Below are 14,725 nucleotides of genomic sequence, written 5' to 3' on the forward strand. Positions count from 1 at the left end.
AAACACAAGCAAAGGATCTCCCAATCAAAGATTGCTGCAGCAGCCAATATCAATATCATGACTTTGAGAAAGAGGCTATCTGAAACTAGAACCATTCTTATGAACACGCAGTTCTTGAATTAACAAAAAGTATTAACTATTTGTGCCTAAGAAGATGATCATAAATGATAACCCTCCAAATACCTTATCAACCAATCATATCTTTTATCTATGGATACTTTGTGTTAAAACCATTCAAGTATTATTTTACCACATAAAATATATGAAAAAATATTGCAGTATTATAAATCCCTATGGCTTTTAAGGATCATGATAATTTGGATATGGGTATTTCATCATGGCTCTAGTTCCAAAAAATAATCATTTCAAATATAATAAAGAGTATAATACCCACTATGATTCCCTTTATGAAACTCTAACATATCTAAGTCAATACCCAGTTCCACTAACCAAACACCGAATCGCAACTAATAGAAAGGTGTTGATTTTATTACTTTCAAAAGGGCTAATTAAACCCGTAGTAAACAAAAATCTTTTAATTAATAGAGAATATGAAAACGTTCCACACTATGTTATATCGATAAAGGGTATGGAATATATAAAAAGATATGAATCTCTACATGAACTGCTTGTGTAAATTAATCTGCCTCCAGCATTATGCATTTCATAATTTTTCATTTATCAATCCTAAATCTACTTCATATGTTCCTAGCTTACGGACACAATAAAGAGTATTTAGTATAATTCCTTGAGATTGATGTGTATTAATATCTAATTTAAGAGAAACAATATTATCAAAGATGATTACTTTTAACTTTGCTGAATAAAACATTTTCTCTTGAATCTATGGTTTTTTTTAGGCAAGAGAGTAGAGAACTAAAACCCAGTTCAAAATGGATTTCTAAACTAATCTGCAAATCAATGAATGAATATTTTTTATAGGTTAAGTATTTTGAAGAAATAGTCTATTTTTCAATTCTTTTGAGAATAGCAATAGTATTTCACTTTCATACGTTTTCATTAAACTCTAAAGGTATTTTTAAAATTTTCAACTCTGTGATCGGCATATATCAGAAAGAATCCGATCTTAAGAGCGCTATCAATATTAATCCCATCATGACCATATTATTTCTGTAAGAAATTATTTCTTTACATATGGATTGGATCATCTTTTTCCTATTGTGTTACCATACCGGTAATTGAGTGGTTACCAAAATGGTTATTGATCTTGGATGTATCAAAATATACCGAAATATTCCTTTCACCCAGTTTGATGGTGGTGGGATCTTCAGAAACAAAAAACCCATTTTCCATTGTAATGGTTGTTGTTCCTTTTATTATGGTGGAATTAGTTTGCTTAATTGGAGCGTATGAAATTGTAAGATCACCGACTCTGTGTATATGCTCTTCCGAGCCGTTAGGCTTTGCCATACTTATGACTGCATCAAAGGCAATTACTTCAGACGGAGACTTTTTCAACGACCAATTCCCGGTATTTATCCAATCCGGATTGCCCGATGTGTCAGTTTGGGTGTAATTAAATGTCCCTTGTTTTGTGATATTTTGAACTTGGGCATAGACTAAATACGGGTAAATTGCAGTAGTAGATAATACAATATCCAAAGATAAAGCCAACATCACTACGACTAATAATACTATCAGATTGCTTCGATTATCTGATTTTTTTTTAGAATTATGTTTTAGCATATTTTATTTCACTAGTATCCTGTCACTTGGGTGACGGTTTTTATTACTCTTAAATCTGTCAGATTTTGTTGTGCCTTTTGCCCAATTGCATATATTTTATTACCCCTATTAGCGGCGGATCCTATTATTTTTGTTGGCATTGATTCATTTTGGATCCAGTTACAACTTTTGGGAGGATAAAGTTCATTTTCTTTAAAGGTTTCTTGAATCATTTTGCAACCTGTAGCATGAATGGAACCATTTGATGGTGTTCCAACTGTGCGATCTCTTTTCGATGGTTTAGGTTCAAGAGCCAATGTCCGATTATTCAAGACTAGTCTGTATTTTTCAATCATATCCACATTATTTAATTCTCTCATTCACTTTATCTTCCGAATTTCGATTTTTCCATTAATATTGCTGAAACCGACTAATAATAAGGTCAAAGCGAAAATTTGTTTTCTCAAAGGTTATCTAACATACCCTACACATCTTTCTATCCGTAATCCAATCTATTTCACAGTTCTTATTTTAATACAAATTATTACTATGACTCCGATGTCTAATTTTTTCATAAAGTTTTCTAAATCCTGCTATACCTACAAACACTAGAAACACTGCCACAAATCCTATAGAAAACAACAAAAAAGCTGGATGTACTATTTTGATTTCACCTTTTATTACTTTGGTCATTTACAACTTCATATCTGATTAGCTTTGCTATTTTTCCATTTTGTGTGAAAAGTTTGCAACAATTTTCAGGGCATTATTATTTAGCAAATCCTGCAATCTGTCTCTTTGGGAAGGGGACATATCCGTTCAATTCCAAATTGACACGGTTATACTTTTTTACTTTATCTAGTCTTAGTGTTTTAAGATCTAGATTAGATATTTGCTAGTCTTTTTGGAATTAGTTAGTTATTTTTAATAATAAACTCGATTAGCATCTATTAAATTTGAATGGAGATCAGTTAAAATTAGTTGCTATTGCTTCTCACACGCCGATTATTTGGAATTTCATTATCTTTTATTTTTTGATTATACCCATTCAACTTTACCTCTACATGAGGTTCGGAAAATGACGATTTGTTATATCTAATTGTCATAATCAAGTTTGTGCTGGTAAACATTAGTTATTGTTTTTTTAACATTACCATTCCTCGCATTGTAAAAATCTGAAAAAGCCATAATAGTAGGAACAAACCAATTATAAGTATCTAGAACAATAAACGAAATGGGCAGGAACATTATGTTTCAGTAACCTTGGAGTCGCTCTTTTGATGAGCATCTTCCTCAATTCATTCGAAAGTTATTGCTCCTTGTAGTTTTATGATCGGTAGCAGGAAATATCAGAAACTTGCTACATTTGAAACAGGAGGAATGACTAAAATTATTTATGAGCATAATATTTGTATAGGAAAACAAGGGATTTTTATACAGTAGGATGTAGAGAATCTTTTATGTTATAGAATCCTAATTAAGTTTCTATGGTAAGAATGACCCAAGAGCTGACAAATCAAGTCGATAGGAAAGGGCTTCGAATTGACTTTGCTTTCTGCAGTAGGTGCCTAAAATTCCTAAACCTGGATTATTACAAAATCGGTCAAGAGATAATCTGTAATTATTGTAATAGGGGTGACAAAGTTCTTGCATAAGCATTTTGGTTTATGATTTGATTTCGTTAAATTCTTCTCTAAAAAGAATTCAATTATAAGAGATTGATTTGTTTCTGTAGCGTCGACAGTCTTTGAGTAATCAGTAGACTAGTTATTTCAAAATAAGAATGTAAATGGGCTTTAAATTTTTTTTATGATGTATATCTATACCCTACTATCTAGATGAGTTGGTACGTATCTAATATGTAATGGATGAATCCTATTTTAGACAAAATAAAAATAAATTTCTATTCTTAAGGAAAAATCAATTTTTAGGTTTTTTGTGCTGTTATATTAAAGTATAGTTAATTTATAATAATATTTGACAGGTGTGTTATCAGCTTGACGGCGGTAACAACCGGTTTATATTTAAAATTTTTGCTGGGACGATTAATTTCCTTTTGCCTAAAATTTCTGCTTGCTCAATCAATAGAGTTACCTTTCATTTTAGCCTTTTTAACGATAATATGGTAAAAACAATGCTACTATGAAAGATTAATAATATTACCAAAAGATAATCTAACCGAATTAGGATTATTAATTACTTTTTGATATTTAGTTAATTGTATCATAATCTTTTAAGTCCTTTCCATCAAGTATTATCTGAGGATGAAAAATTAATTTATGACAAGTTTATCTTTGTTTATATGCAGATTGTCAAAAAAAGAGGGTTAAAAATTTAGTGACAGTTCCAAGGCTTTCCGTTGATTTAAGATAAATAGTGATAATAAGATGAAAAATTCATACAAATTTCAATATATTTCCAGCGGGGATAATAAAATTCGTGATTATATGGTTTTATCCATTTTTTAATAATTCCGAATAGTCTTTATTTGTACTCAAAATGAAATTATTTGACAAACATGTTTCAATTAAAATTTTTTAAATTAAATTTTCTGATGTTATTTATGTCGGTACTGTTGGTATCAATGATTACTTCTTCTTCGCTAGTGGGGATAAGCAAATTCACTTACGGTGCGTATGTTAAAGCTCCACAGGCACCTAATGGTCCAACAGTGGAGGATGACCGGTTAAAGGTTGAAAAAGTAGTTGATGGGTTAAACGCTCCCACTAGTATGGCATTTTTGGGACCAAATGATATTTTAGTAACTGAGAAAGAGACTGGGAAAGTAATGAGAGTTTTAGATGGTCAGTTACAGGATGAACCCGCGTTAGATGTAAATGTTGCTACAAGCATAGAACGTGGGCTGTTAGGGATAGCTATTTCTAAACAAACTGACGGTAAAATTTATGTATTTACTTCTTATACGGAATCTGGAAATAATGAGGATGGAAGCGATGTAACGGGTAAAATAGACCCTGCTGGTAATCGATTATACAGATATGAATATGTAAATGGTCATTTAGAAAATCCAGTGCTTTTGCTCGATTTGCCTGCAATTCCTGATAATGGGCGGGGAGAACATAATGGTGGAAAGATCAGGATTGGTCCAGACAATAACATCTATTACGTTATAGGAGAAGTAGGTGGACATAGAACTCAGGCTCAAAATACGGCCAATGGTCCCGAGCCTAATGGTCTTGGTGGTGTTTTGAGAATAACTCAAGACGGACAGATTGTTGACGATCCAATATTTGGGGATTCTCTTCCACTAAGTTTGTACTATGCCATGGGTATACGCAACAGTTTTGGGATAGACTTTGATCCTGTAACTGGTAATTTATGGGATACAGAAAATGGGCCATTTACTGGCGACGAAATTAATTTGGTATATCCTGGCTTTAACAGTGGGTGGGCCCTAATCCAGGGCCCTTCTTATGATGATCTCCTGGGAAATGGTGCTGGTCCGGACGAATTAGTGATGTTCGGTAAAAGCTCTTATTCTGAACCAAAGTTAACTTGGATTACTCCAATAGGAATTACTGCACTAAAGTTTATGAATTCAGACAAAATGGGCAAAGAATACCAAAATGATATGTTTGTAGGGGACATAAACAACGGATTATTGTATAGGTTTATTTTGAATAATGCCCGAGATGATTTAAGTGCCACCAATACAAATTCCACAGACACCAATCCATTGTCCGATAAGGAGATAAATGATCCTAGGGAAAATCAACCATTAGTTTTTGGGCAGGGTTTTGGCGGAATAACTGATATAGAAGTTGGACCTGACGGATATTTGTATGTATTAAGCTATACTGGTACCCTATTTAAGATCGTGCCTTCAACAAATAACATGACAGCTGATGAGAGTCTTGGAAATAATTCTCAAGAAAATATTTCTGCTCAGGAAAATGGTGATGATCAAAACCCTACACCACCTAATGGCTCAAATTCTGTAATTATTATGGGTCTAAAGGGAGATAAATCATACTCACCCAACCCAATAACAGTAGAAAGAGGACAAACCATAACATGGTACAATGGGGATACGATATCACATACCGTAACTTCTGGGCATGACAATGAAGGAGATTCAGGACAAGCATTTGATTCAAAAGCAATTATACCCAATCAGTATTATAGTCTAACATTTGATAACTCAGGTACCTATCCATATTATTGCTTCTATCATCCATCAATGGTTGGTGAAATTATAGTAAATTGAAATAAGTTAAAAACATAAAAAATAATGAAACTCATTATCATTTGTAAACTCTACTGTAAAATAGTGCTGTTTAATCAAGTTGCTTTTTTAAAACCTTTTTTTGAAAATATCAAGAATTCAATTATCACTATCTTTAATGAATTATTTCCAGTATCTTCCTTAGGGAAACTTTTTTTCTAAACTTTCCATTGCTTGAATATTTAGTATATGACTATGGAATATAAAAAAAACTCGTTCTTATTCTCCCTTAGATATCTTCGCAATATATGATCATCAATATATACTAGACAATATTCTACCAGATTAATCATGAAGGTGACTATTACTTTGAACAGTATGATGTTGGTTCTAGTCTTGTTTTTTTCTTATATAAATCCCGCTTTTTCTCAGACAGGGTCATTGATTATTTCAATTAACCCCGGGGCCACTGATAGTAGAAGCCAAAATCCTATTTGGCCTACTAATGCTACCGTTAATTCAGGTACAACGATCCTTTGGCTAAACAAGGACTCCACATATCATCAAATAGTCTCAGGAACTCCGGATCAGGGTCCATCTAACGAATTTTATGGTGATTACTTTGGTCCAGGGGAATCTTACAATATAACTTTGCAAAACCCGGGTAATTATGATTACTATGATCCGGTCTGGAATCACATAAAAGGTCATATTATTGTGACATCTGACACTGGGTTCAATGTCAGTGAGAATTTGTTATTAACCAATAATACGACACCGTCTTCACCTGATAAAACTACAGTTAACTTTACTCAACCAGTAGTGGCAGATCAAACAGATCTAGCATCCGACGAGAAAACCAATGAATCAAGTTCTGCATCAGGTTTATTTTCAAACGGTGGAATTTTGGGAAAAGCACATCAGCTACTTAACAAACTACTTGGGGGTGAAAATAACAAAAATGTAAAGGATTCAATGTCCCTTGAAATTTCCCCACTAGGAACTTTTGAATCATTTTTCTCAGGTCATATGTTTGGTGACACCGATTCACAAACAAACAGCACATTTGAATCTCTGTATAATCTTTCTAACTCTTTATCACTTTCAGAATACTATCCCAAGGCTTATTGGGGCACTAATGGAACAGGGAACGGACAGGTCATTTCGCCTGTTGGTATAACCTTTGACAAAGATGGAAACTTGTATGTTGCTGACTATGTTGGAAACCGGGTCATAAAGTACTTATCCACTGATAATGGATCGTATGTTTCTAGTGAAGTGACACTCGGTTCTCCTGGTATTGACGAAGGCCAATTTTTAGGACCCCGAAACCTTATCACGGATTCGTCAAATGACATTTTTGTTGTGGACTCTGTCAATAATAGAATTCAAAAATTCGATAATAACGGAACCTTTATCACTCAGTGGGGATCTGCGGGCATTAAAGATGGTCAGTTCTCTCTCCCTATTGCTATTGATGTAGATTCAAATAACAATCTCTACGTAATTGATGATGGCACAGATCGCATTCAAAAATTCGATAATAACGGAAACTTTTTGTCGGTTTGGCATACCGGAATTCAAAGTGACGGGTCAAATCACAAAGATATTTCGATAAATTATTTGGACAAAATCTACATTTCTGACCCAGTTAACAATAGAATATATACTTTTAATCCTGACGGTTTACAACTGAGTACGTGGTCATCTGATTCCTTGTATCCTGTATTTTTACAGTCCCCAACCTCAATTGCTACGGGTCCAAATAGCGACATTTATGTTATAGATAATGATTATACTCGGATTCAAAAATTCGATAATAATGGAACATTTGTCAATGAATACCATACATCGGATGCAGAATCCAATTTGAGGCTTTCAGATCTAGATGTTAATCAGCTGGGAAACATTGTTGCTACAACGGATCCTAGGGGATATGGCTCAGGGATTTTTGGGGTTTCATTTAAGATAATCCAGTTCTCTCCACAACAGGATGGATCAAATTCATTGTTGGAAAAACCTGAAAACGTTAACGAAACTGGACATTCTAAATTACCTGCCATTTCAAATTATACTTCTACTAGCAAAAATATTTCTGATTTTCATACCATAAATATTACTTCCGAAAATGAGCAGAGTATTGATAGAACGTCACCAGAACTGATAACTGCTACGATAACCATTAACCCTGGGGCAACAAACAGTGCAAGTCAGAACCCCATTTCACCGAGGAATCTGACAGTTAGCGAAGGAACGGTAATCAATTGGCTAAACAAGGACTCCACATATCATCAAATAGTCTCAGGAACTCCGGATCAGGGTCCATCTAACGAATTTTATGGTGATTACTTTGGTCCAGGGGAATCTTACAATATAACTTTGCAAAACCCGGGTAATTATGATTACTATGATCCAGCCTGGAGTCATTTGTATGGAAGTATTGTGGTGACTGCATCAAACCTTAAGGACTTGAATGGATAATTCCTTTATTGTTGAATATATGGATAGTTTAAATTCTTGCATGAATTTGAATCTGAAAAGTATCAAGGCAAGTCTGTACATCGCAAGATTTTTTTATTTTTTAATTCTCAAGTGTACATATTTGCTAATCACACTAATTTGCCAAGAACTTAGATTTAATTGTAATATATTTTTAAAAAATAATAAAAAAATAGTCGTACTAATAATAACAATATTTTATCTTTTTTCTAATTTTTATTCTCTTTGATAGAATCTAGATATTTTTGAAAGAGGTGATGATCTAAAAAAAATAATGTTAAGTTTCTACTTGATACTCGACTGGAACTAAAATGAATCAAATCCCCCGGTATCAAATCCCCCGGTATCAAATCCTGCATTATCAAATCCGCCTGAATCAACATCACCTGCACCGCCCGTATCTCCCGTGTCGGCTGCTCCCGAGTCTGCAGCCCCACTTGAATCGTCCACCTGACCTTCGGTTTGGGCACTTTCGGCGGGGCTCATCGCCATTCCCATAAATGACATCATAGAAGCAAACATTACCATATTCAGTATACCGGAGAATAACATCATCGGCATCCACATTCTATTGTCATCCATATAACTCTGCATCTGGGTCCTGTTCCCGCTCTCATATAGCTGTTGAAGTTTTTGAGATTTATAGGATAGTTCCTCTTTTTTTGAATTCAAAAGTTTGTCGCCAGTCTCAGTGATATAGAATTCAATTTTCTTATTACCAAAAAAGCCTTTCTTAATTACTACGTTGACTAGTTTTTGATTTTTCAGATCATTTACTATGAGTTCAATTTGATCTTTTGATAATTTTGTAACTTTTGCTATACTGTCTATTTTTTTCATTCCTCGCGAAATGGCATCAAGCACCATAAAATGATTAGGGCTCTCATTAAAACTAGGGTTCGACGACACAGTATTATTTAATAATGAAAATATTTAAACTATCAAATTACTAATATTTCAGGTTATTATTTTATTTATTTTTTATATTTACTTTATTGTTTTTATCTAATTATTGCATGATATGATAAATTTTATTTATACCTTAACAAATTTTAATAGTCAATCGGTCCAGGTTCCAAAATAATCTTTCTGCCTGTTGTCTCAATATTTAAATCTTGTAAAGGCTTGACAAAAAAACTGTTCTACCTCAGCAGAATTTCACCTGTATGTGTTTGCATTTCCTGTTGGAGTAGTAATGTTTGACATATTAGAGCCATTCATTAGGGATGTATTTGTAAGATTCAACTTCTGCCCTAGAGTATCAGAATTATTGTTACTACCATTGTCTGTTTGTGCTAAAGCTACATTTATGGTGAAACTTGATATGGCAGCAAGGCCTATTATAACAAAAATAAAAGTTGTTATCATACTTTGTACTTGTAAACATAGTATTTAATGACCAGATCATAAAATAGTGAATCACATTTAAAGTATTGATATTTTTAGAATCTTAATTGATTCTGAGGCGAATGCCTAAAAGGAATACCATTTTGTCCGTATTAATATATATGCATATTTAGAGAAGACGATGCTTTTGATTGCATTTGCTTGCAAACGAGACTCAATCTTTAATTCTGTTAGTCTTGGCATTTGCATATTGGTTTGTAAAGGCTTATGTGTTAGGTTTGACAGAACCGGAGGAGGAAAAGAATCTGTGTATGCCTTAGGATATAAGAGATGCACAGGTTGTAGCTTGTATATTAAATATAATGGGATAAGATGCCCCTGTTGCAATTATCCATTGCGAACCAGAAAGAGAAACTAATTTTCATGTTGATTGGGAAACAAAAGATATTATTATATTAAATACAAATATTTTTGGATGCATGATCCTGACAACGCTGGTTATGGTGATTCCAAAAAAACTGCTACAATGACATTCAGACTTGATGAATATGTCTTAAAGGTATTGAGAAATGAATCTGAACGAAATCAAATCACTTTAAACAGTCTGGTCAATCAGCTTTTAAAGCGGTATGTAGAGTGGGATATGTTTGAACCGAAGGTGGGAATGATACCTATTGCCAAACCGATAGTAGTCCAGCTTTTCAGTAAGATGACTAAAGAAGATATTGAAAATATGGCCAAAGAAATAGGAAAAGATGTAGTTCATGATATCGCTTTATTTATGAAAAATCGTATGGATCTTGATTCTTTTTTGTCGTGGTTTGAGACCCGAATGACTAGCTCACTTACAGAAACTAACCATACAATTCAGGATGGCTACCATATATACGTACTTAAACATGAGTTAGGTGAAAACTGGTCTTTATACCATAAAATAGTAATTGAACTAATGTTTAATGAAATTTTCAACAAGACTGTTAACGTGACTATCAGCAGCACAACAATCAGGTTTAGATTTAAGGATTAAACTCTAACAGAAAGGGTATTCCAAAATCTACAGCTAATATTTATCTTGTTTTTTTTCGCTACTATTTAGTAATATTTTTAATTGTACTTTGGGATTAAGAACTTTTAACTATTTTAAACAATGATTATCTTCGTAAAAGTTTTCTTTGACATACTGTAGTACTCCTATGTAAATGGATAGGTCTTTGAAATCTGGCAAAATGAATGATGTTAATTCCTTGAATTTGGATCGAGTAGTTTTCATTGGGCGGACATTTTCAGAATATGTTGATATGTTCGATCTTGATGTGCAAAAGATTAAAGATTTAGAAATATTAGATTGCCCTGCTGGATCGTCATCATTTGTCTGCGAGTCATTTTGGGAGCAAGGGATAAGATTTGTAACCGGCTGCGACGTTATGTATAATTCAAGGGATTTGTCAAACTTGGAAAATATTGCTAGTAATGACTTGAAACATATGGCCAGGATATTGTCTGAAACTTCGTACTACTATAAATGGGAACATTATCATAATATTGATGGACTGCTTAAAGCGAGGAGATTACCATTGCAAAAATTTTTGACAGATTATCAAGCTGGGTTAATAGAAAAACGTTATGTGTATGCAAAATTGCCAAAACTATCTTTTAAGGATAAGACCTTTGATCTTGTATTAAGCGGCAATTTGTTATTTTACTATCACGATGTTTTAGACTATGAATTTCATTTACAATCAATTCTTGAATTCATTCGCGTTTCAACAAAGGAAGTTAGAATTTTCCCAGTTGTTACTCCAAATGGGAAATTGCCTGTATTCTTTGAGAAATTGATGAGCGACTTAAAACGATTAACTAGTACCAGCCTAAACTATGAAATTAAAGATGTCAAGTATAATTTTCGTAAGGGAGTTAACAAGATGATTCTACTTAACGGCTATAATTAGTCCTTTGATTAGCTATATCATAATATTTTATGTATATATTCATATCTAAATAGTATTATAAAATTAGGATATTTCGTGTCCTTGAAGTAAAAGTTTATAACTTAATTATACAAATTTTAATTAAAATATAATTTATTAACTAAAATTTGATAATTTTATTTTCGAAACGATTTACTTGACAAAACTGTTTCAAATGAAAAAAGAAATATCAATCACTATGAGTGAATTGGTGGCAATATATGGTGATTTGGATACAGCTAAAGCAAATATTGGTAATTATTTGAGCTTTATGCTGATTTATCTGCAAATCTTTAATATTTTAAAAACTTTTGTTTAAAATACCAATTGAGTGGAACCCTCAATGTTCTCGATTATGGTATAATTTTCTAGAAATGTTTTACATAATAATTCTCTAGAAATGTCTTTATATACTTTTTCGCCTAAGATAACTAAATGATTAGTACAGCATCAAAGAATGGAATACTATCAGTTTCTGCAGTAATAGCTTTAGCATTTATCATGCTAGCAGCACCAGCATCAATAACTACAAATGCATTCGCACAAGGCAACGACCTGAATCAAGGTATAGGTCAATCTCAAGCATCAACACAGCTAGGAATATGTGTGTCTGGGGATGGTACTTTATTCTCTTGTAACAACTTGAGTTTCCAAAACCAAGAAAATGAAGGAAACAACGCAGCAGCACAAAGCAGTGGAAGTGATGATGATGATGACGATGATGACGGTAACAGTGCAAGTCAAGGTATAGGCCAATCACAATCTTCTGATCAAAGTGCATTATGTGTATCTGGTGAAGGTACATTCCTTTCATGCAACAATGTCAACGTACAAAACCAAGAAAATGAAGGAAACAATGCAATTGCACAACAAAGCGGTGGAAATAACAATGGTGATGGCAATGGTGGAAACAGTGCAAGTCAAGGTATAGGCCAATCACAATCTTCAAGTCAGCGAAGCGGAGTAGTTTCAGGTGATGACACAGCCTTTTCAGGAAACAACATTAACGTACAAAACCAAGAAAATGAAGGAAACAACGCAGCAGCACAAAGCAGTGGAAATAACAATGACGATGATGATAACCACGGAAATCATCATGACAAAAACGACAACGGAAACAGTGCAAGTCAAGGTATAGGCCAATCACAGGATTCTGACCAAAGAAGCAATGTAGCTTCTGGCGATGATTCTGAAGGTTCAGGTAACAACGTCAACGTTCAAAACCAAGATAACGAAGGAAACAACGCAGCAGCACAAGATAACTGATATATATTATTGGGGTTACCCAATAAATCCTAATTTTTATTTAAATTATTATTTTAATTTAAGTATTCGGTAAATTCCGGTTTTATGCTAAAATAAAGGTAGAATGAAGCATTTGTATATGGCCAAATCACATAGACAAGGAAAGAGGCTATTTTGAATTACAAATGGGTTGCGTTAAGTAACACAACTTTGGGAACCTTGATGGCGGCTTTGGATAGGAACATTATTGTAATTGCACTTCCTTCTATTTCCTCTGACCTTCACACTTCTTTGATAACTTTGGTTTGGATTACCATTGGTTATTGGGTAGTAACATCCTCAGTCTTGCTAACATTTGGTCGTCTGGCAGATATGTTTGGACGAGTTAGACTTTATAATCTTGGATTTGCACTCTTTACAATTGGTTCGGGCCTCTGTTGCATCTCCTCCACAGGCGAACAGCTTATCATGTTCAGGATCGTCCAGGGCATAGGTGCCGCATTTATTTTTTCAAATGGTTCTGCCATTTTATCTGACTCTTTTCCTGAGTCTGAAAGAGGGAGAGCGTTGGGCATAAACCAAATAGCAATAGTGATAGGTTCAGTGATAGGTCTTGTCCTTGGTGGGGTATTAACTTCTTACCTTGGATGGAGGAGCATATTTTGGATAAATATACCTATAGGAATTCTCGCTACCGTGTGGGCTTTTGTCAAATTAAAAGAATTGGGTTCAATTAAAAAGGAGAAAGTTGACTATGTTGGTAACATTTTAATGACTTTGTCAATGCTGTTTATATTAGTAGGAATTACATTCGGATCCTTTCATTTGATTGATGCATTCATTGTTTTATTATTAATCTTAGTGGGAGTCATCTTGTTAATAATATTCTATTATGCTGAGAAAAAAATCTTACATCCTATGATTGATCTAACGCTTTTTCGCATCAAGAATTTTACTAGCAACAATTTGACTATTTTCTTGAATTCTATGGCTAGGGGTGCATTTTCTTTTGTAATAGTTTTTTACCTACAGGGGCCAAGTATGATGCTTAGTCCATTAGATGCAGGCATTTATTTGATACCAGTATCTTTTACACTTGCTATTTTTGCTCCCATTACTGGGTGGTTTTATGACAAATTTCGTTCGCCTGTGATTTCACAAATAGGTCTATTGGTTTCAGCCGCGGGTTTTTTACTATTGACTACATTGGGAAATCAAGTTTCATTTTCTGAGTTAGTTCTACCTTTATCCTTAATAGGTAGTGGAATGGGAATATTTAATTCCCCTAATCGAGCTGCGATAATGAACTCGGTTTCTCCAAATAACCGGGGTATAGCTGCGGGGATAAGCACGACTCTGGTCATGACAGGAAGCGCTTTTAGCATAGCACTTATCTTTATCATATTTTCACTAATTTTGCCACCTGGAGAAACTAGCAAGATTTTTACAGGTTCATTTGCAGATATTAATAATAATCCTAATAATAGCATTGAAAGGGATATATTATTTGAAAAATTTATGAATGCACTTCATTCAGTTTTTCTTATCTCGGCATTGTTGATGATTTCGTCAGTATTTATTCAATATTTATTAAGACAGAAACCTTGACTCTGCAAAAGCCAATAGTTTTGAATTAACTATATGGGTTAAATAAGGTTTTCTTCTTTGGGTTTTAGAAGATTACCTAATAGTAACTATACAATTTATATCTGATTACCGTGATAAATTAACTAGTGATTTGTATGAATGCTAAAGGCTGGGTTAAAAGTGGCGGAAGAGAGGCTGCTAGAATAAA

12 protein-coding genes are annotated in these 14,725 nt (G+C 33.6%); 7 read left to right on the top strand and 5 right to left on the bottom strand.

Annotated elements, in window-relative coordinates; all coding sequences use genetic code 11:
- Nucleotides 1-337: 337 nt before the first annotated feature.
- Entirely contained in the window at nucleotides 338-637 is a 300-nt protein-coding gene (locus tag F1Z66_RS12530; protein WP_149863969.1) for a hypothetical protein, read from the top strand.
- Nucleotides 638-1,176: 539 nt separating this feature from the next.
- On the opposite strand, the gene F1Z66_RS12535 is transcribed toward F1Z66_RS12530, so the two are convergent.
- From F1Z66_RS12535 to F1Z66_RS15645, 3 genes are all read right to left on the bottom strand, one after another.
- The gene (locus F1Z66_RS12535) at nucleotides 1,177-1,707 is read right to left on the bottom strand and encodes a hypothetical protein (protein ID WP_149863970.1); all 531 of its coding nucleotides are present in this window, start codon (nucleotides 1,705-1,707) and stop codon (nucleotides 1,177-1,179) included.
- Nucleotides 1,708-1,718: 11 nt separating this feature from the next.
- Nucleotides 1,719-2,066 carry a hypothetical protein gene (locus F1Z66_RS12540; protein ID WP_149863971.1) on the bottom strand — a complete coding sequence of 116 codons (348 nt, stop codon included), beginning with the start codon at nucleotides 2,064-2,066 and terminating at the stop codon, nucleotides 1,719-1,721.
- Between the two features lie 151 nt (nucleotides 2,067-2,217).
- Nucleotides 2,218-2,379, bottom strand: coding sequence for a hypothetical protein (locus F1Z66_RS15645; protein WP_154670563.1), 162 nt, complete (start codon nucleotides 2,377-2,379; stop codon nucleotides 2,218-2,220).
- A gap of 1,870 nt (nucleotides 2,380-4,249) precedes the next feature.
- Between F1Z66_RS15645 and F1Z66_RS12545 the strand changes: the two genes are divergently transcribed.
- Both F1Z66_RS12545 and F1Z66_RS12550 read left to right on the top strand, forming a co-directional pair.
- Nucleotides 4,250-5,914, top strand: coding sequence for a PQQ-dependent sugar dehydrogenase (locus F1Z66_RS12545; protein ID WP_159357478.1), 1,665 nt, complete (start codon nucleotides 4,250-4,252; stop codon nucleotides 5,912-5,914).
- A 336-nt stretch (nucleotides 5,915-6,250) separates the two neighbouring features.
- A complete protein-coding gene (locus F1Z66_RS12550; protein ID WP_230207561.1) occupies nucleotides 6,251-8,353 on the top strand; it encodes a 6-bladed beta-propeller in 2,103 nt (700 codons plus the stop codon).
- Between the two features lie 324 nt (nucleotides 8,354-8,677).
- Here the strand turns inward: F1Z66_RS12550 and F1Z66_RS12555 are convergent, their stop codons facing one another.
- A complete protein-coding gene (locus F1Z66_RS12555) occupies nucleotides 8,678-9,280 on the bottom strand; it encodes a MarR family transcriptional regulator (RefSeq protein WP_230207553.1) in 603 nt (200 codons plus the stop codon).
- Nucleotides 9,281-9,529: 249 nt separating this feature from the next.
- Nucleotides 9,530-9,739 carry a hypothetical protein gene (locus F1Z66_RS12560; protein ID WP_149863974.1) on the bottom strand — a complete coding sequence of 70 codons (210 nt, stop codon included), beginning with the start codon at nucleotides 9,737-9,739 and terminating at the stop codon, nucleotides 9,530-9,532.
- Between the two features lie 454 nt (nucleotides 9,740-10,193).
- On the opposite strand from F1Z66_RS12560, the gene F1Z66_RS12570 reads away from it, so the two are divergent.
- The 4 genes from F1Z66_RS12570 to F1Z66_RS12585 all read left to right on the top strand — a co-directional run bounded on the left by F1Z66_RS12570 (nucleotide 10,194) and on the right by F1Z66_RS12585 (nucleotide 14,538).
- Complete coding sequence (locus tag F1Z66_RS12570; protein WP_149863976.1) at nucleotides 10,194-10,745, top strand: hypothetical protein; 552 nt, start codon at nucleotides 10,194-10,196, stop codon at nucleotides 10,743-10,745.
- Nucleotides 10,746-10,929: 184 nt separating this feature from the next.
- The gene (locus tag F1Z66_RS12575) at nucleotides 10,930-11,667 is read left to right on the top strand and encodes a class I SAM-dependent methyltransferase (RefSeq protein WP_149863977.1); all 738 of its coding nucleotides are present in this window, start codon (nucleotides 10,930-10,932) and stop codon (nucleotides 11,665-11,667) included.
- Nucleotides 11,668-12,120: 453 nt separating this feature from the next.
- Entirely contained in the window at nucleotides 12,121-12,951 is an 831-nt protein-coding gene (locus F1Z66_RS12580) for a hypothetical protein (protein WP_149863978.1), read from the top strand.
- A gap of 153 nt (nucleotides 12,952-13,104) precedes the next feature.
- Entirely contained in the window at nucleotides 13,105-14,538 is a 1,434-nt protein-coding gene (locus tag F1Z66_RS12585; protein WP_149863979.1) for an MFS transporter, read from the top strand.
- The last annotated feature ends 187 nt before the right edge of the window (nucleotides 14,539-14,725 follow it).

Source organism: Candidatus Nitrosocosmicus agrestis (assembly GCF_008389435.1).
Classification (GTDB): domain Archaea; phylum Thermoproteota; class Nitrososphaeria; order Nitrososphaerales; family Nitrososphaeraceae; genus Nitrosocosmicus; species Nitrosocosmicus agrestis.